The 21654-nt window shown below is 62.2% G+C and carries 19 protein-coding genes and 1 riboswitch; of the genes, 15 read left to right on the top strand and 4 right to left on the bottom strand.

From position 1 onward, the window contains the following. Positions 1–30 precede the first annotated feature (30 nt). Both T3A99_RS23205 and T3A99_RS23200 read left to right on the top strand, forming a co-directional pair. A complete protein-coding gene (locus T3A99_RS23205) occupies positions 31–972 on the top strand; it encodes a folate-binding protein YgfZ (protein ID WP_322834833.1) in 942 nt (313 codons plus the stop codon). 36 nt (positions 973–1008) lie between these two features. Beyond that, positions 1009–1830: an HDOD domain-containing protein gene (locus tag T3A99_RS23200; RefSeq protein ID WP_047227976.1), complete on the top strand. Its 822-nt coding sequence runs from the start codon at positions 1009–1011 to the stop codon at positions 1828–1830. Positions 1831–2013: 183 nt separating this feature from the next. Here T3A99_RS23200 and T3A99_RS23195 read toward each other — a convergent pair whose 3' ends face one another. Beyond that, positions 2014–3405, bottom strand: a complete 1392-nt coding sequence (locus T3A99_RS23195; RefSeq protein ID WP_047227977.1) for a sensor histidine kinase — start codon at positions 3403–3405, stop codon at positions 2014–2016. Beyond that, complete coding sequence (locus T3A99_RS23190) at positions 3398–4069, bottom strand: response regulator (protein ID WP_047227978.1); 672 nt, start codon at positions 4067–4069, stop codon at positions 3398–3400. Before T3A99_RS23190 ends, T3A99_RS23195 begins: the two co-directional genes overlap by 8 nt. Positions 4070–4304: 235 nt before the next feature. On the opposite strand from T3A99_RS23190, the gene T3A99_RS23185 reads away from it, so the two are divergent. From T3A99_RS23185 to T3A99_RS23165, 5 genes are all read left to right on the top strand, one after another. Next, positions 4305–4430 (top strand): hypothetical protein, encoded by a 126-nt coding sequence (locus T3A99_RS23185; RefSeq protein ID WP_256676726.1) that lies wholly within the window; start codon positions 4305–4307, stop codon positions 4428–4430. 91 nt (positions 4431–4521) lie between these two features. Further along, positions 4522–5499 carry a Bug family tripartite tricarboxylate transporter substrate binding protein gene (locus tag T3A99_RS23180; RefSeq protein WP_047227979.1) on the top strand — a complete coding sequence of 326 codons (978 nt, stop codon included), beginning with the start codon at positions 4522–4524 and terminating at the stop codon, positions 5497–5499. A gap of 57 nt (positions 5500–5556) precedes the next feature. After that, positions 5557–6015, top strand: coding sequence for a tripartite tricarboxylate transporter TctB family protein (locus T3A99_RS23175; RefSeq protein WP_047227980.1), 459 nt, complete (start codon positions 5557–5559; stop codon positions 6013–6015). Between the two features lies 1 nt (position 6016). Then, positions 6017–7531, top strand: a complete 1515-nt coding sequence (locus tag T3A99_RS23170) for a tripartite tricarboxylate transporter permease (RefSeq protein ID WP_047227981.1) — start codon at positions 6017–6019, stop codon at positions 7529–7531. Next, positions 7524–8561, top strand: a complete 1038-nt coding sequence (locus T3A99_RS23165) for an AbrB family transcriptional regulator (RefSeq protein WP_047227982.1) — start codon at positions 7524–7526, stop codon at positions 8559–8561. The genes T3A99_RS23170 and T3A99_RS23165 overlap by 8 nt, the downstream gene beginning before the upstream one ends. Positions 8562–8672: 111 nt before the next feature. Here T3A99_RS23165 and ung read toward each other — a convergent pair whose 3' ends face one another. Further along, on the bottom strand, positions 8673–9365 hold the full coding sequence (gene ung / locus T3A99_RS23160) for a uracil-DNA glycosylase (RefSeq protein ID WP_047227983.1): 693 nt from the start codon (positions 9363–9365) through the stop codon (positions 8673–8675). A gap of 131 nt (positions 9366–9496) precedes the next feature. Between ung and T3A99_RS23155 the strand changes: the two genes are divergently transcribed. After that, on the top strand, positions 9497–10609 hold the full coding sequence (locus tag T3A99_RS23155; protein ID WP_047227984.1) for an enoyl-CoA hydratase/isomerase family protein: 1113 nt from the start codon (positions 9497–9499) through the stop codon (positions 10607–10609). 197 nt (positions 10610–10806) lie between these two features. On the opposite strand, the gene T3A99_RS23150 is transcribed toward T3A99_RS23155, so the two are convergent. Further along, positions 10807–11211: a hypothetical protein gene (locus T3A99_RS23150; protein ID WP_107322081.1), complete on the bottom strand. Its 405-nt coding sequence runs from the start codon at positions 11209–11211 to the stop codon at positions 10807–10809. Between the two features lie 305 nt (positions 11212–11516). Further along, a riboswitch (guanidine-I (ykkC/yxkD leader) is annotated at positions 11517–11618 on the top strand. A 60-nt stretch (positions 11619–11678) separates the two neighbouring features. Here T3A99_RS23150 and T3A99_RS23145 point away from each other — a divergent pair. The 7 genes from T3A99_RS23145 to atzF all read left to right on the top strand — a co-directional run bounded on the left by T3A99_RS23145 (position 11679) and on the right by atzF (position 21487). After that, positions 11679–12746 carry a putative urea ABC transporter substrate-binding protein gene (locus tag T3A99_RS23145; protein WP_139050921.1) on the top strand — a complete coding sequence of 356 codons (1068 nt, stop codon included), beginning with the start codon at positions 11679–11681 and terminating at the stop codon, positions 12744–12746. A 15-nt stretch (positions 12747–12761) separates the two neighbouring features. Then, on the top strand, positions 12762–13577 hold the full coding sequence (locus tag T3A99_RS23140) for an ABC transporter permease (RefSeq protein WP_047227986.1): 816 nt from the start codon (positions 12762–12764) through the stop codon (positions 13575–13577). Next, positions 13574–14362: an ABC transporter ATP-binding protein gene (locus tag T3A99_RS23135; RefSeq protein WP_047227987.1), complete on the top strand. Its 789-nt coding sequence runs from the start codon at positions 13574–13576 to the stop codon at positions 14360–14362. The genes T3A99_RS23140 and T3A99_RS23135 overlap by 4 nt, the downstream gene beginning before the upstream one ends. A 12-nt stretch (positions 14363–14374) precedes the next feature. Further along, positions 14375–15100: an urea amidolyase associated protein UAAP1 gene (locus T3A99_RS23130; RefSeq protein ID WP_274090345.1), complete on the top strand. Its 726-nt coding sequence runs from the start codon at positions 14375–14377 to the stop codon at positions 15098–15100. An 11-nt stretch (positions 15101–15111) separates the two neighbouring features. After that, entirely contained in the window at positions 15112–15753 is a 642-nt protein-coding gene (locus tag T3A99_RS23125) for an urea amidolyase associated protein UAAP2 (RefSeq protein ID WP_107322078.1), read from the top strand. A 303-nt stretch (positions 15754–16056) separates the two neighbouring features. Then, a complete protein-coding gene (gene uca / locus T3A99_RS23120; RefSeq protein ID WP_322834832.1) occupies positions 16057–19686 on the top strand; it encodes an urea carboxylase in 3630 nt (1209 codons plus the stop codon). A gap of 22 nt (positions 19687–19708) precedes the next feature. After that, positions 19709–21487, top strand: a complete 1779-nt coding sequence (atzF, locus tag T3A99_RS23115; RefSeq protein WP_322834831.1) for an allophanate hydrolase — start codon at positions 19709–19711, stop codon at positions 21485–21487. The last annotated feature ends 167 nt before the right edge of the window (positions 21488–21654 follow it).

Below are 21654 nucleotides of genomic sequence, written 5' to 3'. Positions count from 1 at the left end.
TCCACCAGACTTTTTACCCTGCGATGACCCATGGCTGATTCCGCTTTTTTCTGCACCCTGTCCCACGAAGGCGTTCTCGCGGTCCGCGGCGTGGACGCTGGCAAATTCCTGCAAGGCCAATTGACCTGCAACCTCAACTACCTGAGCGACAGCCGGGCCAGCCTCGGTGCCCGCTGCACCCAGAAGGGCCGGATGCAATCGAGTTTCCGCATCCTGCTCGAAGGCGATGGTGTACTGATGGCAATGGCCAGCGAATTGCTCGAACCGCAACTGGCGGACCTGAAAAAGTATGCCGTGTTCTCCAAATCCAGACTGACCGATGAAAGCACCGCCTGGGCTCGCTTCGGCCTGGAGAACGCCGACACGGCGCTCGCAGCCTTGGGCCTTGAGCTGCCGGCCGAGACCGACAGCGTCGTTCGTCATGATTGCCTGATTGCCATTCGCGTCTCTCCGAACCGCGCCGAACTTTGGGCGCCCGCCGAACAGGCCGACCCGCTGTCAGCCCGGCTGCGCGAACAGTTGACCGAGGGCGAGCTGAACCAGTGGCTGCTGGGTCAGATCCGCGCCGGGCTCGGCCAGGTCATGCCGGCTACCCGCGAACTGTTCATTCCGCAGATGCTCAATCTGCAAGCCGTTGGCGGCGTGAGTTTCAAGAAAGGTTGCTACACCGGCCAGGAAATCGTCGCCCGCATGCAGTACCTGGGCAAACTCAAGCGGCGCCTGTATCGGCTGCAAATGGATGCCGGTGAACTGCCCGAGCCTGGCACCCCCTTATTTTCACCCACGCACGGCAGTTCTATCGGTGAAGTGGTGATGGCCGCTCACGCCGAACGAAACATTGAACTGCTGGCGGTGGTACAGACCGAAGCTGCAGAAGATGACAATTTGCACCTCGGCGCGCTGGAAGGCCCGGGCATGCAATTGCTCGACCTGCCTTACGAACTGGACCGCGACCGCGAAATCCAGCGCTGATCGCAGCATTTTGTCGTAATACCCTAGAGAAACGAAATGAGCGATTTGGCGGATAAGGTCCAACGGGATTTGGTGGAGGCCATCGATAACGATGACCTGGTTCTGCCAACATTACCGGAAGTGGCCCTGCAGATTCGCCGGGCCGCCGAAGACCCGGAAATCAGCGTCAGCAACCTGAGCAAGGTGATTGGTCGTGACACGGCGCTTTCGGCGCGCCTGATAAAAGTGGTCAACAGCCCACTGCTGCGTGCGACCCAGGAAGTCACTGACCTGCACACAGCCATCACCCGGCTGGGAGTCAACTACAGCAGCAACCTGGCCATCGGCCTGGTCATGGAGCAGATTTTCCATGCCCGTTCCGAAGTGGTGGAACAGAAGATGCGCGAAGTCTGGCGTAAAAGCCTGGAAATCGCCGGTGTCTGCTATGCGTTGTGCCGGATCTATACGCAACTCAAACCCGATCAGGCCGCGCTGGGTGGGCTGGTGCATCAGATCGGCGTACTGCCGATTCTCACCTACGCCGAAGACAACAATGAATTGCTGTCTGACCCGGTCAGTCTCAATCACGTCATCGAGACGATTCACCCGGTGCTGGGAGACAAGTTGCTCAGTGTTTGGGAGTTTCCAGAAAGACTGGTGAAGCTGCCGGGGCTGTATCTGGACTTCACCCGAGATTCGAAGCAACTCGATTACGTCGACCTGGTGCAGGTAGCTGCGTTGTATTGCTACAAGGACTCCGACCACCCCCTGGGCAGGATCGATGCCTTCGGGGTACCGGCCTTCAATAAGCTGGGCATCGACCCGGAAAACAAAGCCCGGTGCGCGGAGATCGAAGAAGCGCGGTCGATGTTTTATTAAGCAACCAGGCTCAAGCCCCCGAACTTGAGCTCAGGCACTGAACCTGTGCCGAGGGGATTTATCCCCGCTGGGGCGCGAAGCGGCCCTTGGCGTTCTGTCTGATACACCTAAATCGCCAGTTTGGGGCTGCTTCGCAGCCCAGCGGGGATAAATCCCCTCGCCACAATAGAGCTCGGCTCTGGATCAATCTGAACCGGGGATAAAGCTCACCCTAACTTTCAAACCACCCTCCTGCCCATCATGCAGCGTGATTTGCGCCAGGTGCGCACGGCAGATTTCACCGACGATAGCCAACCCCAGACCCGAACCGGCCACTTGCTGATTGCGTCGATAGAAGCGCTCGAACACGCGGTCTCGCTCATGCGGCGGGATGCCCGGCCCGTCGTCCTCGACCTCAAGCACCGCAGGCGCTGTGACCCGCAAGATCACATTGCCGCCCGATGGGGTATGGGCCAGGGCGTTGTCCACCAGGTTGCTCAACAACTCGTTCAACAAGGTCGGCTCACCTCGCAGCCATACCGGTTCGTCGGCTTCCAAAGCCAACGCCACGCCACGGGCATGGGCCAACGGGGCCATGGCCATACCCAGCTCCCGTGCCAATTGGCTGAGATCAAGCAACTGCGCGCCGCCCTCGGCGATGGCCCGGGCACCATTTTCGACACGCGCCAGGGACAGCAACTGATTCGCCAGATGGGTCAACCGATCCGTGCCTTGGGCCGCGGTTTCCAGGGTTTCACGCCAGATTGCCGGCTCGCTGGCGCGTAGCCCCAGCTCGAGCCGGGCCTTCAGCGCAGCCAAAGGCGTGCGCAGTTCATGGGCGGCGTCGGCGATGAATTGCGCCTGACGCTCGAATTGCCCGCGAAGACGCTCGGTGAAATGGTTGAGGGCCCGCACCAGTGGCCAGAGTTCATGCTGGACCTCCACCAGGGGCAATGGCCGCAAATCATCCGGCTGACGCTCCTCCACCGCCGTGCGCAAGCGCTCCAGGGGGCGCAAGGCGGCACTGACGGCGAACCACACCATCAGCAGCGCGCCCACCGCCAGCATACCCAGGCGCAACAGTGTGTCGGCCATCAAGCCGCGGGCCATGCTGATCCGCGCCTCTTCGGTTTCCGCCACGCGAATCTCCGCCATGCCGTTCATGTTCGGTTCACTCACCGCCTTGAGCAGGCTCACCACCCGCACATCCTGCCCCTGATAGCTGGCGTTATAAAAGCGCGCCAGGGCCGGGTAATCGTCGGTACGCGGCGTACCGGGCGGTGGACCTGGGAGGTTTTCGTAGCCGGAAATCAGCTTCTGGTGGATGTCATTGACCTGGTAGTAAATACGCCCGGCGCTGTCGTAGGCAAAGGTATCCAGGGCCACGTAAGGCACATCCGCGCTGAGGCTGCCGTCGCGTTGCGACAGGCCGGCGGCAATGGTCCGGGCGGAGGCCAGCAGCGTGCGGTCGTAGGCCGTGTCCGCGGCTTCGCGACCGTTCCAGTAAGCACTCAGGCCGCTGGCGAGCATCAGTACCACCAACAGCAGTGCCAGGTTCCAGAGCAGTCGCCAACGCAAACTGTCGGGCTTATGCATCGCGGGTTTCCAGCAGGTAGCCGAGGCCACGGAATGTCACGATCGCCACGGCATGGCCGTCGAGTTTCTTGCGCAGGCGGTGGACGTAGATTTCGATGGCATCGGGGCTGGCCTCTTCGTCCAGGCCGAACACCTGGGCCGCAAGCTGCTCCTTGCTCATCACCCGCCCTGGCCGGGCGATCAACGCCTCCAGCACGGCCTGCTCGCGGGAAGTCAGGGTCAGCAATTCGTCGTCGAGGGTGAAGCGGCGGGTGTCCAGGTCATAAATCAACCCACCACAGCGCTGCTGGCGTTCGCCCCCCAATACGCTACGGCGCAACAGTGCCTTGACCCGAGCCTCCAGCTCCGTGAGCTCGAACGGCTTGGCCAGGTAATCGTCAGCACCCAGGTTCAGGCCATGAACCCGGTCCTTGACGTCGCTACGGGCAGTCAGCATCAACACCGGTAAGGTCTTGCCGCGGGCCCGCAGCCGGGCCAGCACCTCGAAACCGTCCATGCGTGGCAGCCCCACATCGAGAATCGCGACCGCGTACTCCTCGCTGCTCAAAGCCAGGTCAGCCGCCACCCCGTCGTGCAGCACATCCACGGTCAAACCGGTGCTCTTGAGCGCCTGGGCTACACTTTCGGCCAGCTGGAGATGGTCTTCGACGAGCAGGACACGCATTGGATTTCACCTCGATTCAGGGATGGTCGGCACCATTCTGTGGCGCGGAGTTTACAGCCGCATCCACCTCTGTGAAGCCAAAAACATCGTGAAAGCTTTTGAAAGGTTAGCGAAAGGTTGGCCGGTTACAGTCCTCCAACGGCAAGTTTCGACTGCCGGTCGCGAGGCACCTCGCGAACGAAAAACGCCCCGAAGCGTTTTCGCCAAATAAGAACAATAGAGCGGAGTATTCACCATGCTGTCCATACAGCCCCAGGCCCCGACGCCTGCTCGCCCTTCCCGCCTCAACCAGATCGCCTTCACTTGCGCCGCCGCTTTCGCCGGTCTTGCACCGTCGTCTCTGTGCGTCTACGCCACGTGACCTATCGCTCCTGATGGCCCGCTGTCGATTCCCGAAGGGTCCGACAACGGCAAATGTGCAACACACAACAACAACTCCTGTGGAGACAAAAATGAACCTATCACTGCGTAAAGTAGCCCTGGCCGCTGGTTGCCTGATGTTCGCCGGGCAGTTGCTCGCCGAACCCAAGCGTCCGGAATGCATCGCCCCGGCCGCGCCTGGCGGCGGTTTTGACCTGACGTGCAAATTGGCCCAAAGCGCCCTGGTGAACGAAAAACTGCTGACCAAACCGATGCGTGTGACCTACATGCCCGGCGGCGTCGGTGCAGTGGCCTACAACGCAGTGGTCGCTCAGCGCCCGGCCGACGCCGGCACGCTGGTGGCCTGGTCCAGTGGCTCGCTGCTGAACCTGGCCCAAGGCAAATTCGGGCGTTTCGACGAAAACGCCGTTCGCTGGTTGGCAGCCGTTGGCACCAGCTATGGCGCCATCGCGGTCAAGAGCGATTCGCCCTACAAGAACCTCGATGATCTGGTACAGGCGCTGAAGAAAGATCCAGGCTCCGTGGTCATCGGTTCCGGCGGCACCGTGGGCAGCCAGGACTGGATGCAAACCGCGCTGATCGCCAAGGCCGCCGGTATCGACCCGCGCAAACTGCGCTACGTGGCGCTCGAAGGCGGTGGCGAGATCGCAACGGCCCTGCTGGGCGGCCATATTCAGGTAGGCAGTACGGACATCTCCGACTCCATGCCACACATCCAGAGCGGCGACATGCGCCTGCTGGCGGTGTTCGCCGAGAAGCGCCTGGATGAGCCGGAAATGAAAGACATCCCGACCGCCCGTGAACAAGGCTACGAGATCGTCTGGCCAGTGGTTCGTGGCTTCTACCTCGGGCCGAAGGTCAGCGATGAAGACTACGCCTGGTGGAAAAATGCATTCGACAAGCTGCTGGCGTCCGAAGACTTCGCCAAGCTGCGTGACCAGCGCGAACTGTTCCCGTTCGCCATGACCGGTCCGGAACTGGACACCTACGTGAAGAAGCAAGTGGCCGACTACAAGATGCTGGCCAAAGAGTTTGGCCTGGTCCAGTAATCGCCTCTGTTCTCGCGGCGGCGCCTGCATCACTGCGGCGCCGCCCAGGAGTTAGTCATGCTCATCCAACGTATTTTCGCTTCAGTGCTGCTGCTGGTTTGCGTCGGCCTCGCGCTGATGGCCTGGCCCTACCAGGCAGCCTTTTCCTATGAACCGGTCGGGCCGCGCGCCTTCCCCTTGCTGATGATCGGGCTGCTGAGCCTGGCCCTGCTTTATATGGTGTTTCGTCCGACGCCCATCGTGCACAGCGACGAAGATCCGCAACTGGATCGCGAGACCCTGCAGAAAATCGGCATCTGCGTAGTGCTGCTGCTGATATTCGCCGGGACCTTCGAACCCCTGGGTTTCATCCTCGCCAGCATTTTGGTCGGGGTTCCGATGGCGCGCCTGTATGGCGGTCGTTGGGTGCCGAGCGTGGTGATCATCAGCCTGATGGCCATCGGTCTCTATCTGTTGTTCGACAAGCTGATGGACGTGCCGCTGCCCCTGGGCCTGCTCGACGTCCTGGAGAATTGATATGGATACCCTGAATTATCTCGGCCAGGGTTTTGGCGTTGCACTGACCCCCTACAACCTCGTTACCGCCCTGAGCGGCACCCTGATCGGCACCGTGGTCGGCCTGCTGCCGGGCCTGGGCCCGATCAATGGCGTGGCGTTGCTGATCCCGATTGCATTCGCCCTCGGTCTGCCACCGGAGTCGGCCCTGATCCTGCTGGCGGCCGTATACCTGGGTTGCGAATACGGCGGGCGAATCAGCTCGATCCTGCTCAACATCCCGGGTGAAGCCTCCACCGTCATGACCACCCTGGACGGTTACCCGATGGCCCGCAAAGGCATGGCCGGCGTCGCCCTTTCGCTGTCGGCGTGGAGTTCGTTCCTCGGTGCATTCATTGCCACTTGCGGGATGGTGCTGTTCGCCCCGCTGCTGGCCAAATGGGCGATTGCCTTCGGACCGGCGGAATACTTCGTCCTGATGGTGTTCGCCATTGTCTGTCTCGGCGGCATGGCCGGAGACCGCCCGCTCAAGACCTTCATCGCGGCGCTGATCGGGCTGTTCCTGTCCTGCGTCGGGATTGACGCCAACAGCGGCGTCTACCGTTTCACCGGGGACAATATCCATTTGACCGACGGCATCCAGTTCGTCGTGCTGGTGCTGGGCCTGTTCTCCATCAGTGAAATTCTGTTGCTGCTGGAAAAGACCCATCGCGGCCAGGAAGCGGTGAAAGCCACCGGACGGATGATGTTCAACGTCAAGGAAGCGGCGTCGGTGTTCTGGGTGAACATGCGATGCGGCGTGCTTGGCTTCATCATGGGCGTGTTGCCAGGTGCCGGTGCGACGCTGGCCAGTGCCGTGGCGTACATGACGGAAAAACGCATCGCCGGTGCAAGCGGTACGTTCGGCCAAGGTGACAAGCGTGGCCTCGCCGCCCCGGAAACCGCCATCGGCGGCGCCGCCTGCGGTGCGTTGGTGCCGATGCTGACCCTGGGTGTTCCGGGTTCCGGCACCACGGCGGTGATGATCGGCGCGCTGTCGCTGTACAACATCACTCCAGGTCCACTGCTGTTCCAGCAACAACCTGACATCGTCTGGGGCCTGATCGCTTCGTTGTTCGTCGCCAACATCATGCTGGTGATCCTCAACATCCCGATGATCCGCGTCTTCACCCGTATCCTGGCCGTGCCGAACTGGGCATTGGTACCGGTCATCGCGATCATCACCGGGATCGGCGTCTACGCGGTGCACGCCACCACGTTCGACCTGTTCCTGATGATCGGTATCGGCATCTTCGGTTACATCCTGCGCAAGCTGGACTTCCCGTTGTCGCCGGTCCTGTTGGGCTTCATCCTCGGTGGCCTGATGGAACAGAACCTGCGTCGTGCGCTGTCGATTTCCAACGGTGCGCTGGAAATCCTCTGGTCGAGCCCGATCACCCTGGGTTGCTGGGTATTGACCGTCATCATGCTGCTGATGCCATTGTTGCGGATCTGGCGCCGTCGCTCGGCTCAACGTCGCGCCCTGGCCAATGTCTAAAGCTACACTCAGACAATGGTGGGGAACACCGCTGGTCGGTCTGGCCGGCGGTTATCTGGCCAGCCTGATCGGCTGGCCTTTGCCCTGGATGGTTGGCTCGTTGCTGGCGATCATCCTGGTGCGCTGCCTCACACCGTGGCAACTGATGGAAATCCCTGGCGGCCGTAAATGCGGCCAGTGGGTGGTCGGCATCGGTATCGGCCTGCACTTCACCCCGGTGGTGATGGAGCAGGTGCTGAGCCATTTTGGCCTGATCTTCTTCGGCGCGCTGATCACCAGCGTGTCTAGCGTGGTGAGTGTGTGGCTGATGCGCCGCACCGGCGAAGACCGCGCCACCGCTTTTTTCTCCAGCATGCCGGGCGGTTCCGGCGAGATGGTCAACCTCGGTGCCCGCAATGGCGCCGACCTGAGCCGCGTCGCTGCCGGCCAGAGCCTGCGGGTACTGGTGGTGGTGCTGTGCGTACCGGCCGCTTTCAAATACTTGCTCGGCGAAGGCGCCCCGGTGCAGCACGCTGCCACGGTGGACTGGCTGTGGCTGGCGCTGCTGTTCCCGGCGGGCGCCCTGCTCGCCTGGGGCTGGGAGCGTTTGCGCCAACCCAACCCGTGGCTGTTCGGACCGTTGCTGGTGAGTGCGGCGGTGAGCATCGGCTGGGATCTGCACATCGGCCTGCCCGACGGCGGCAGCCAGATCGGCCAGTGGCTGATCGGCAGCGGATTGGGTTGTCATTTCAACCGGCAGTTCTTCCGCCGCGCGCCGTCGTTCATGGGACGTACGCTGATCGGCACGGTGTTGACGATGCTGATCGCAACCCTCGCGGCTCTGGGCCTGAGCACGCTGACCCACCTGGACTTGCGGTCACTGACCTTAGGCATGATGCCCGGCGGTATTGCGGAAATGAGCCTGACGGCGGAGACGCTGCAACTGTCGGTACCGCTGGTGACGGCGTTGCAGGTGATGCGACTGCTGTTTGTGCTGTTTCTGGCGGAGCCGTTGTTCAGGTATTGGATTCGCAAGCCGGGTTCGGTCTGATCGTCCGCGGCGCCTTCATCGCGAGCAGGCTCGCTCCCACAGAATATTGCGGCGTACACAAATCAGTGTGGGAGCGAGCCTGCTCGCGATGGGGCCCGTCAGCTGGGCGCATTAAACCGGCGGCAACCGCCAATCAATCGGCGCTTCGCCCTGTTGCTCAAGAAACTTGTTGGCCCGACTGAAATGCCCGCACCCCAGGAAACCGCGGTAAGCCGACAACGGCGACGGGTGGACGGACGTCAGCACCAAGTGTTTGGTGGCATCGATCAGCTTCTGCTTGCCCTGGGCATGGGCGCCCCACAGTAGAAAGACCAAATGCGGCTGGTGCTCACTGACCACTTCAATGACCCGATCAGTAAAGTGCTGCCATCCTTTGCCCGCGTGGGAATTGGCATTGGCACGCTCCACGGTCATGGTGGTGTTGAGCAACAACACCCCCTGGTCGGCCCAACTTTGCAGGTAGCCGTGATTCGGGATGTCGATATTCAGATCGCGTTTCAATTCCTTGTAGATGTTCACCAGCGAGGGCGGCGCCGGCACGCCCGGCTGCACTGAAAAGCACAAACCATGAGCCTGGCCTGGGCCGTGATAAGGGTCCTGGCCGAGGATCACGACCTTGACCTTGTCCAGCGGCGTGGAGTTGAGGGCATTGAAAATCAACGATGCCGGTGGGTAAATTTCCTTGCCGGCGGCGTACTCCCGACGCAGAAATTCACGCAACTCTGCCATATAGGGCTGGTCGAACTCGGCACGCAGGGCTTGCTTCCAGCTCGGTTCGAGTTTGATACGGTCGTCAGCAGTCATGGTTGCACCCGGTAAAAACAATGGGCGCACCCTAGGAAAGCCTACATGGCTTGTCAATTGATCTGACGCAGAACCGGCACTTTCCTACGCAGCGGTCATACTGATCATTCAAATTTCTGATCGAGGTCACGATGAATCTGCACTTCGAAGAACTCACTGGCATCAATGGCGCCCGTATCGGCATCGCCACCCTGGATGCTGAAAAATCCTTGAATGCCCTCTCCTTGCCGATGATCAACGCCCTGCGCGATCGTCTCGACGCCTGGGCCAGAGAACCGCAAATCGTCTGTGTATTGTTGCGCGGCAACGGCGCCAAGGCGTTTTGCGCCGGCGGCGAAGTGCGCAGCCTGGTAGAGGCCTGCCGCGCTCAACCAGGTGAAGTACCGCCCTTGGCGGCGCAATTTTTTGCCGCGGAGTACCGACTGGACTTCAACCTGCACACTTTTCCCAAACCCTTGGTGTGCTGGGGCCATGGCTACGTGCTTGGCGGCGGCATGGGGCTGTTGCAAGGCGCGAATATTCGGATCGTCACACCGAGCACGCGCCTGGCGATGCCGGAAATCAGCATCGGCCTGTACCCGGATGTCGGCGCCAGTTGGTTCCTGTCGCGGCTGCCCGGCAAGCTTGGCCTGTTCCTGGGCCTGACGGGCGCCCATATGAATGCCCGGGACGCCATTGACCTGGGTCTGGCCGACCGTTTCCTGTTGGATGAACAACAGGACGATCTGATCGAAGGCCTGCTGCAACTCAATTGGCAGGAACAGACGCCCATGCAGCTCAACAGCTTGCTCAAGGCCTTGCAACAGGAAGCCGTCGCCCAATTACCCGAGGCGCAATGGCTACCGCGCCGGCAGAAAATCGACGAATGGCTGGATGTCAGCGATGTACGTTGCGCCTGGAAAACCCTCAGCCTGCTGGTGGACCATTCAGACCCATTGATCGCGCGGGCGGCCAAGACCATGACCGAAGGCTGCCCGCTGACTGCTCATCTGGTCTGGGAACAGATCGCCCGAGCCCGGCATTTGTCATTGGCAAGTGTGTTGCGCATGGAATACACCTTGAGCCTCAACTGCTGCCGACACCCTGAATTCAGCGAGGGCGTGCGGGCGCGGCTGATCGACAAAGACCACAAGCCCCGCTGGCACTGGCCGGACATCAACCATGTCCCCGCAGCAGCGGTCGAGGCGCATTTTCACAAGGCCTGGGAAGGGCGGCATCCGCTGGCGGATTTGTCTAACGAGTAAAGAACCTGGGTGACATTCTGTGAGAGCGACATCTGTGGGAGCAAAGCTTGCTCGCGATAGCGGTATGCCAGTCACCGGGAAGCTGACTGATCCCCTGTCATCGCGAGCAAGCTTTGCTCCCACAAGCGTTATCCCATCGGGTTTGTTACAGGCACAAAAAAGCGGCGCTCAATGCGCCGCTTTTTGCTGCCGATGAATCAGCGGTGGTTACGCCGTCCATCATGATCACCGCGTCCCCGATGATCACGTCCGCCTCGACCACGACGGTCGTCATTCCAGCCGCCCCGGTTATGGCCGTCCCAGCCGCCCCGGTGTGGATGAGATCGGTATGCCGTGCGCGGTGGCGAGTAATAGCGTGGACCGTGTTGGTAGTAGCGCGGCGCCGAGTAATAGCGTGGTGCCGGTTGGTAATAACGCGGTGCCGAGTAATACCGCGGTGCGTAATAGCCGCGCGGTGCCGAGTAGTAGCTCCCGCCACCGTAATAGACCGGCGCCGGTGAGGTGTAGACCTCGGAACGGTAGTAGCTTGAGCCTCCGTCGTAAGGAACACATGCCGAAAGTGTCAAACCCAGAAACGCAATGAGCAGAAGTCGTCGATACATGGCGGCCTCCTGGACCGCTAATGAGCCACATCAGCGACGCTGGCGGGCGGCAGTCATCTATTGGGTGACTGACGATTAATCTGACAGCGAAATCCGAATCTGGTGCGCCACGGCAATAAGTTGAAACATGTGCTCCGCGCCTCATCCCGGTGCAGCAAAGCACCACAACCATGCACAAACCCACTGGCGACGCCGCGCTGATCTCTCCCCACCCGCTTTGGACCGGGCCTTTACGCTACTTGGCACGGCTCTCGCTTTAACAAACCCCGTGCAGGAGTCATCACAGGTTCGCGGCACCACAATTTGCAATGGCTGACTAGGGTTCCGGCTCGCCTCTGGCGAGTGGCTGGTCCGAGAGTTGGCGACCTCCAGTTGAGGTTACACGGCGGGACAAAAGCCCGGGAGACAAGCCACCGTTCGCGGTGCCGCGTTGCTCCTGTCCGCCCTTGATCAACTGGAGAACCACCATGCTCAAGCTTCGTCTTTGCGCCCTGCTCCTCGCTACGTTCTCGGCCCTCGTAAGCCCCTCGTCCCCTGCCGCGCAAAAAGACCATTTCAGCGTCTGCTGGACCATTTACGCCGGATGGATGCCCTGGGAGTACGCCGGCAGCCAAGGCATTGTCGATAAATGGGCGAAAAAATACGGCATCACCATCGATGTCGTGCAGCTCAACGACTACGTCGAATCCATCAACCAATACACCGCCGGTCAGTTCGACGGCTGCACCATGACCAACATGGACGCCTTGACCATTCCCGCCGCCGGCGGCGTGGACAGCACCGCGCTGATCGTCAGCGATTTTTCCAACGGCAATGACGGCATCGTGCTCAAGGGTGACGGCAAGAAAGTCGCCGACCTCAAGGGCATGGACGTCAACCTGGTGGAGCTGTCGGTCTCCCATTACCTGCTGGCCCGCGCCCTGGACTCGGTCGGTCTCACCGAGAAAGACCTCAAAGTCGTCAACACCTCCGATGCCGATATCTCCGCGGCCTTCAATACCGACCAGGTCAAGGCCGTCACCACCTGGAACCCGATGCTCTCGGACATCAAGGCCCAGCCCGGCGTGAGCGAGGTGTTCAATTCCAGCCAGATCCCGGGGGAGATCATGGACATGATGGTGGTCAACACCCAGACCCTGCAGGACAACCCGGCCCTGGGCAAAGCGTTGACCGGTGCCTGGTTTGAAGTGGTGGCGCTGATGGATGCAAAAAACGCCGCCAGCAAGACCGCACTCGAACACATGGCCAAAGCCTCGGGCACCGATCTGGCCGGATTCCAGTCGCAACTGGACACCACCAAGCTGTTCGCCACGCCCAAGGAGGCCCTGAGCTTCGCCACCAGCGAGCAACTGCCCGCCACCATGCGCAAGGTCGCCGAGTTTTCGTTCCAGCACGGTTTGCTCGGCGAAGGCGCCAAGGACACCGACGCGGTCGGCATGACGTTTGCCAATGGCGTGACCAGCGGCGACAAGGCCAACCTCAAGCTGCGCTTTGACCCGACCTACGTGCAGCTGGCCGCCGACGCCAAGCTGTAAACCGGAGGAGCTGGCATGCGCCTGATCAACCGCTATCCGGATCGTCCCAGCCGCCTGTTGTTGGTGATCCTGCCCTTCGCGCTGGTGCTGTTCGCCTACTTTATGGGCTCGGCCGAACGGTTGACGGACAACCCCAACGACAAGCTGCTGCCCAGCGCGGTGCAGATGGCCGATGCGGTCAAACGCCTGGCCTTCACCGCTGACGTGCGCAGTGGCGATTACCTGCTCTGGCAAGACACCGCATCGAGCCTGCGCAGACTGGCAATCGGCCTGGGCATCAGCGCCTTGGCCGGCCTGTGCCTGGGCATCGCCGCCGGCACGCTGCCGCTGTTCGGCGCGCCGCTCTCGCCGTTGCTCACCGTGCTGTCGATGGTGCCTCCCTTGGCGATCCTGCCCATTCTGTTCATCGTCTTCGGTCTGGGAGAATTGTCGAAAGTGATGCTGATCGTCATTGGCATCACCCCATGTCTGGCCCGGGACCTGGAACAGCGCGCCCGGGAGATTCCGCCCGAGCTGCTGATCAAGGCCCAGACCCTCGGCGCTTCGACCTGGACCCTGATGCTGCGGGTGGTGCTGCCGCAACTGCTGCCACGCCTGTTGATTTCCCTGCGGCTGATGCTCGGTTCTGCCTGGCTGTTTCTGATCGCCGCCGAAGCCATCGCCTCCACCGATGGGCTGGGCTATCGGATTTTCCTGGTGCGCCGGTACCTGGCGATGGATGTGATCTTGCCGTACGTGGTGTGGATCACCTTGCTCGCCTGGCTGATGGACTGGGGTCTCAAGCACCTGACCCGGCGAGCGTTCCCCTGGTATGAGGGGGCGAAGGCATGAGTTTCATCAAGGTCAATAACGTCTGGCAGCAGTACGCCGATCAGGTGGTGCTCGAACGCTTGAACCTGAGCGTCGCCGAAGGCGAGTTCTGCACGCTGGTGGGGGCGTCGGGTTGTGGCAAATCAACCTTTCTGCGGCTGCTCTTGGGCCAGGAGCGCGCCAGTCGCGGGCAGATTCTGCTGGACGGTGAGCCTCTGGCTGGTGAGCCGGATGCCAGCCGTGGTGTGGTGTTCCAGCGTTACTCAGTGTTCCCGCACCTGACGGTGCTGAACAACGTTGCCCTGGGCCTGGAACTGCCACGCTCGCCGCTGCTGGGGCGCCTGTTCGGCAGCGCCAAACGCCAGGCCCGTGAAGAGGCCGCGCATCTGCTGAACAAGGTCGGCCTCGGCCATGCACTGGACAAATACCCGGCGCAGTTGTCCGGGGGCATGCAACAGCGGCTGGCCATCGCCCAGGCGCTGATCATGAAACCCCGTGTCTTGCTGCTGGACGAACCCTTCGGCGCACTCGATCCCGGCATTCGCAAAGACATGCACGCCCTGTTGCTGGAGCTGTGGCGCGAGACCCGCTTGACGGTGTTCATGGTCACCCATGACCTGTCCGAAGGATTCAGCCTCGGCACACGCCTGCTGGTGTTCGACAAGGTTCGCGTCGATCCCCATGCCCCCGGCGCCTATGGCGCGCGCATCACCTACGACATTCCACTGAACAGCGACCGCCGCACCGCCCGTGCCGCCGTCGACGCCCTGCCCGCCGAACTGGCCGGCGCATTGCGTATCGCTTGAAAGGAGTTTCCCATGACCGATTCGACCCAATTGTTTCCTCCCTTCGCCGAAGAGCTGCTGCCCGGTGGCGGCCACCGTTCCTTCGTGCTCAAGCGCGGTCAACTGCTGCGCCTGACCGATCTGCGCGGCGGGGCCAACGTGAGCCTGACGCTGCTCAATGCCAATGAGAAAACCGAGCGCCTGAACCTGCCCGACAGCCTCAAATGCCAACACACCGCCAAACTCACCACCGGCCATTGCCTGTACTCGGACATGGGCCGGGTGCTGGCGGCGATCACCGCCGACACGTGCGGCTGGAGCGATAGCCTAGGCGGTGTGCTCTGCGCCGAGGAAGTGGCCGAAAAATACGGCCAGGGCCGCTATCAGGAACTGCGTAACGGGTTCTTTCGCAACGGCACCGACAACCTGTTGGTGGAGCTGGGCAAATGGGGGTTGGGCCTGTCCGACCTGCTGATGACCCTCAACCTGTTCAGCCGGGTCGATGTCGATGAGGCCGGCAACTTTCACTTCGTTGAAGACCATTCCAAGGCCGGCGATTACATCGAGCTCTACGCACCGATGGACACCCTGGTGGTAATGACTGCGCTGCAACACCCGATGGACCCGAACCCGCAATACGCCCCGCAACCGCTCAAGCTCAGCTGGATGAACGCCGAGCCCAGCGTGGCCGAGCACTGCCGCAACTCGCGCCCGGAAAACCAGCGCGGCTTCATCAACACCGACCGCCTGTTCGCCTGAGGATCGCTGCCATGTCACTTGCCATCGCCACCCTGCAAAAGCAGCCCGACGCCGCCATCTACCGCGCCACCATTCCCGCCGGGGAACCCTGGCTGGTGGAGGTCAAGGCCGGCCAGACCCTGCGCATCCTCGACCTGGAAGGCAACCAGGCGGTCGATACGCTGTTCTACAGCCTGGCCAATCCCAAGGAACGCTACGACGTGCAGCGCACCCTGCGCCGGCAGAACAGCGTGTATCTGAGCACCGGCAGCGTGCTGTATTCCAACCTCGGCCGGCCCATGCTGACCATCGTTGAAGACACCTGCGGGCGCCACGACACCCTCGGTGGCGCCTGCGCCCAGGAAAGCAACACCGTGCGCTACGCCCTGGAAAAACGCTACATGCACAGTTGCCGCGACAACTACCTGCGGGCCTGCGCCCATGACGGTCGTCTGGGCAAGGGCGACATCGGGCCGAACATCAACTTCTTCATGAACGTGCCGGTCACCGCCGACGGCGGCCTGACGTTCGAGGACGGGATTTCGGCGCCCGGCAAATACGTCGACCTGCGGGCCGAGATGGACGTGATCGTCCTGATCTCCAACTGCCCGCAACTGAACAACCCGTGCAACGCCTACAACCCCACGCCAGCGGAGCTTTTGATATGGAACTGAAACTCACCCGCCTGCGCCGCTGGCTGTTTGCGTTGTGCCAGAGCCGGTCGGGGCAGTGCATCAAATAAACACTGATTTCATGAACACCCTCAAACCCTTGTGGGAGCGAGCCTGCTCGCGATGGCAGCAGCACATCCAACACTGATGTAACTGACAGACCGCTATCGCGAGCAGGCTCGCTCCCACAGGGGAGTCGGGTGTTTGGAGGTTTCGCCACCAGGGACGACCCCGGCGGCCATCGAAAACTGCGGGACGGCCCGCATCCCAGTTCAGGCTGACAGTCATGCCTGAGGGGGTTACGCCATGTTCAAAAAAATCCTCATCGCCAACCGTGGCGCCATTGCCTGCCGGATCCTGCGGACCCTGCGTGAGCTGAAGGTCGAAGGCGTCGCGGTGTATTCCCAGGCCGATGCGGCCAGCTTGCATATCCTGCAGGCCGACGAAGCCCACTGCCTGGGCGAAGGTGCGGCGGCCGGTACGTATCTGGCGGTGGACAAGCTGCTGGCAATCGCCAAAAGCAGCGGCGCTACGGCGATCCATCCCGGCTACGGCTTTCTCTCGGAAAACGCCGCCTTCGCGCAGGCCTGCGAGGCCGCCGGCATCGCTTTCATCGGCCCGACGCCAGAGCAACTGCGTGTATTCGGCCTCAAGCACACCGCCCGCGACCTGGCTCGCCGGCACGGCGTGCCACTGCTCGAAGGCAGCGAACTGCTCGACAGCCTCGACGCCGCGCTACTGGCCGCCAACCAGGTCGGCTATCCGGTCATGCTCAAAAGCACCGCCGGGGGCGGTGGCATCGGCATGCGTGTCTGTCGCGATGCCGCCGAGTTGAGCGAGTCATTCGAAGCGGTCAAACGCCTGGGCCAGAACAACTTCAGCGATGCCGGCGTGTTCATCGAGAAGTACATCGAGCGGGCTCGACATCTTGAGGTTCAGGTATTCGGCGACGGCCAGGGCCAGGTGATCGCACTGGGCGTGCGCGACTGCTCGGTGCAGCGGCGCAACCAGAAAGTCATCGAAGAAACCCCTGCGCCTAACTTGCCCGAAGGTATGGCCGAGGAGCTCTGCGCAGCAGCGATTCAACTGGCCCAGGCGGTCAACTACCGCAGCGCCGGCACCGTGGAGTTCGTGTTCGACAGTGACGCCGGGCGCTTTTACTTTCTGGAAGTGAACACCCGCCTGCAAGTGGAGCACGGCGTCACCGAACAAGTGTGGAACGTCGACCTGGTGCGCTGGATGGTGCAACTGGCCGCCGGGGACCTCCCGCCCCTGAGCGAGTTGAGCCAGGGGTTGCGAGCCCAGGGTCATGCGATTCAGGCGCGCGTGTATGCCGAGGATCCAGGCCGGGACTTCCAGCCGAGCCCGGGGCTGCTGACCGCTGTGCAATGGCCGCCAGCCGACGGCAAACAACTGCGCATCGACACCTGGGTCGAGGCCGGCTGCCAGATTCCACCCTACTTCGACCCGATGATCGCCAAAGTCATTCGTTGGTCGCCGACCCGTGAGCAGGCACGCCTGGGCTTGCATCAAGCGCTGAATGAAAGCCTGTTGTACGGCGTGGAAACCAACCGCGACTACCTGCAACAGATTCTCCTCGATTCACCCTTTGCCAGCGGCCAGCCCTGGACTCGCTGCCTTGAGGCGCTGGTCTATCGCGCCCACACTTTTGAAGTGCTCAGCCCCGGCACCCAGACCAGCATTCAGGACTACCCCGGCCGACTCGGCTATTGGGCGGTGGGTGTTCCGCCATCGGGACCGATGGACAGCCGCTCGCTGCGCCTGGGCAATCGCCTGCTGGGCAATGAAGAAGGCGCCGCGGCGCTGGAAATCACCATGAGCGGGCCGTTGCTGCGTTTCAACTGCGATGCCAGGGTGGCCGTGACCGGCGCGGTCATTGCGCTGACCCTCGATGACGAAGCTGTGCCGATGAACACTGCCCTGTCGATTCCTGCCGGTTCCACCCTGGCGATCGGCACCATCGCCGGCGCCGGGGCGCGCAGTTACTTGTGCCTGCAAGGCGGCGTGCAAGTGCCGGATTACCTGGGCAGTAAAAGCACCTTCACCCTCGGCCAGTTCGGCGGCCATGGTGGGCGGGCCTTGTGTACCGGCGACGTGTTGCACCTGGCGCCCCTGGACGAGCGCGCGACCGTGGCGCACACGAGCGAACCCACTCTGGAGCTGCCCGACGTGCGGCAGGTCCGCGTGATTTACGGCCCCCATGGCGCGCCGGAATACTTCACCGAGCGCTACATCCACACCTTCTTCGACACGGCTTGGGAAGTGCATTTCAACTCCAGCCGAACCGGCGTGCGCCTGATCGGGCCGAAACCCGAATGGGTACGCGCCGACGGCGGCGAGGCCGGCCTGCACCCCTCCAACATCCATGACAACCCGTATGCCATCGGCGCCGTGGACTTCACCGGCGACATGCCCGTCATCCTCGGTCCCGACGGCCCGAGCCTGGGTGGTTTCGTCTGCCCGGTGACGGTGATCGAGGCGGATCTTTGGCAACTGGGGCAACTGAAGGCCGGGGACAGGGTGCAGTTTGTGCCGGTGGACCTGAAGACCGCCCGCTCTCTGACCTTGGAATGGAATCAATGTGGGAGCGAGCCTGCTCGCGATGAAGTGGATGCGGAGTCTGATCTGGCCCCATCGCGAGCAGGCTCGCTCCCACAGGGGTTTGGGTCGCCTGTGGTGTTGGATATCGGTCAGGACGATACCCGTCTGGTGGCGAGATTGGCCGGCGACACGCACCTGCTGCTGGAGATAGGCGCTCCCGAACTGGATCTGGTGCTGCGTTTTCGCGCCCATGCCTTGATGCAGGCGCTGGAGCACAAACAGTTGCCCGGCGTAATCGACCTCACGCCGGGTATTCGTTCGTTGCAAGTGCATTACCAACCCGAACAACTGCCGCTGGCCGAACTACTGCAGATCCTCAGCGGTGAATGGGACGCGGTGTGCGCCGCGCAGGATCTGCAGGTGCCGTCACGCATCGTGCATCTGCCGCTGTCCTGGGACGATCCGGCCTGCCAGCTGGCCATCGAAAAATACATGACCACTGTGCGCAAGGACGCGCCCTGGTGCCCGAGCAACCTGGAGTTCATCCGCCGTATCAACGACCTGCCCAACCTCGACGCAGTGCAACGCACGGTGTTCGACGCCAGCTACCTGGTGATGGGCCTTGGGGATGTCTACCTCGGCGCGCCGGTCGCCACGCCACTGGACCCTCGGCATCGGCTGGTGACCACCAAATACAATCCGGCCCGCACCTGGACTGCGGAAAACTCGGTGGGCATCGGCGGTGCGTACATGTGTGTGTACGGCATGGAAGGCCCAGGTGGATATCAGTTCGTCGGGCGCACGTTGCAGATGTGGAATCGTTATCGCGAGGTCGCCGCATTCGACGGCAAACCCTGGCTGTTGCGGTTCTTCGACCAGATCCGCTTCTACCCGGTCAGCGCCGATGAACTGCTGCGCATCCGCCGGGACTTCCCGCTGGGCCGCTTCGACCTGAACATCGAACACGGTCAACTCAACCTTGCTGATTACCAGCGCTTCCTGGCGCAGGAGGCGGACAGCATCGCCGCGTTCCGAGCGCAGCAACAAGGCGCCTTCAATGCCGAGCGCGAGCGCTGGATCGCCAGTGGCCAGGCACACTTCGACAGCGAAGAACCGGCACCCGCGCCCAGCGAAGATTCGCTGCTGAGCGAAGATCAACTCAGTGTCGATAGCCACATCGCTGGCAATCTCTGGCAGGTCCAGGTGCAGGTGGATGCTCGGGTCAGCGCGGGTGACGTACTGGTGATTCTGGAGTCGATGAAGATGGAGATCCCGCTCCTCGCCCCCGTGTCCGGAGTGGTGCGCCAGATTCGTGTACAGCCCGGCTCGGCGGTGCGCGCCGGACAACGTGTGGTGGTGCTGGAACGTGACTGAACTCAATCAAAGGATTAATGCCATGACCCCATCTTTACGCCTGGACGATCTGCGCGACGCCTACCGCAGCGGCGAACTTACACCTCGGAATTTACTGTTGAGCCTGCGGGAAAAAGCCGCGGCGCTGAACCCGGACTACCACCTGTTCATCCACCTGCTGACGCCCGTGGAGCTGGAACCTTACCTCGTCGCGCTGGAGGGCCAGGATCTGGAAAACCTGCCGTTGTATGGCGTGCCGTTCGCGATCAAGGACAACATCGACCTGGCAGGTATTCCCACCACGGCCGCCTGCCCGGCGTTCAGCTACGTGCCGCAACGTTCGGCCACCCTTGTCGAGCAGCTACTGGCCTTGGGCGCGATTCCTCTGGGCAAGACCAATCTCGACCAGTTCGCCACCGGGCTCAACGGCACCCGCTCGCCTTACGGTGCCTGTCGCAATAGCGTGCTGCCCGACTATCCGGCCGGCGGTTCAAGCGCCGGCTCATCACTGGCGGTGGCCCTGGGTGTGGCAAGTTTTGCCCTGGGCACCGATACCGCTGGTTCGGGTCGGGTGCCGGCGGCGCTGAACAATCTGCTGGGTTTGAAGGCCACCAAGGGATTGATCTCCACGGCGGGGGTGGTGCCGGCCTGTCGCACGCTGGACTGCGTCACGACCTTCACCGCAACGGCGCGGGAAGCCAGCCAGTTACTGGCGCTGACAGCCCGTCTCGACCCACGCGATGAGTACAGCCGCCGCAACCCGCAGTGGAACGACGGCTCAGCGTTCGGCGCGCCACGCAGCTTTCGCTTCGGCGTGCCTCGTGGGCAAGACCTGGCTTTTTTCGGCTGCCACGAAGGTCCACAACTGTTTCAAGCGGCCATCGAGCGCCTCAAGGGCCTGGGCGGCGAAGCGGTGGAACTGGACCTGTCCCCGTTTCTGGAGGCCGCCCGGCTCCTTTATGAAGGGCCTTGGGTGGCTGAGCGCTACAGCGTTGCCGGGGAGTTGATGGAGCGCGAGCCCGACGCCGTACTGCCAGTTATCCGCGCCGTATTGGCGAAAGCGCCTACCGTGGATGGCGTACAAACCTTCCGTGCCCAGTACCGTTTGCAAGCGCTCAAAGCCCAATGCGATCGCGTCATGGAAACGCTCGATTGCGTCCTCACCCCGACCATCGGTCGCCCGGTGACCCTCGCCGAACTGGCCGCCGAACCGGTGCTGCGCAACTCGGAGCTGGGTTACTACACCAACTTCATGAACCTGCTGGACTACGCTGCCGTCGCTGTTCCCAGCGCATTCATGGCTAACGGCTTGCCTTGGGGCGTGACGCTGTTCGGTCGGGCCTTCACCGATCAATACCTGTTAAGCGTCGCCGATGCCTTGCAGCGCCAGCAAGCGCCGGCCGTGCCGGCGCCGGCCAACCCGGCTCGCCATGACCGGGCGCGGCTGGTGGTGTGCGGGGCGCATCTGGACGGTTTGGCGCTGAACTGGCAGCTCCAGCAACGCGGAGCCCGTCTGATCGAGGCCACCCACAGCTCAGCCGATTACCGTCTCTACGCACTGGCCGGCGGCCCGCCTCTGCGCCCCGGCATGCTGCGGGTCAGTGAAGGCGGCGTGGCCATCGAGGTGGAGGTTTGGGAGTTGCCGAGCAGCGAACTCGGTTCGTTCCTGACCGGCATCCCCGCGCCGCTTGGGCTGGGCAAGGTACAACTGGCCAACGGTCGCTGGGAAAGCGGATTCATTTGTGAGCCGTATGGTTTGACGGGCGCGCAGGACATCAGCCATTTGGGGGGATGGCGGGCTTACCTTAATACCCGTCAATAAACATAACCCTGTGGCGAGGGGATAAATCCTCTTGCCACAATTTACAAACCTGCAAATCCGAGCACCTTTTCCTACAAGGCCACTAAACTGATTTCATTGGGTCTGCGCCAAGGAAATCGCCATGTCGCTCCGTTCGCCGTTGTATTCCCAGCGCAAGCCGCTCCTGC

This window comes from Pseudomonas sp. N-137 (genome assembly GCF_034555295.1).
Classification (GTDB): Bacteria; Pseudomonadota; Gammaproteobacteria; order Pseudomonadales; family Pseudomonadaceae; genus Aquipseudomonas; species Aquipseudomonas rhizophila.
This window is presented reverse-complemented; position numbering and strand designations above follow the sequence as displayed.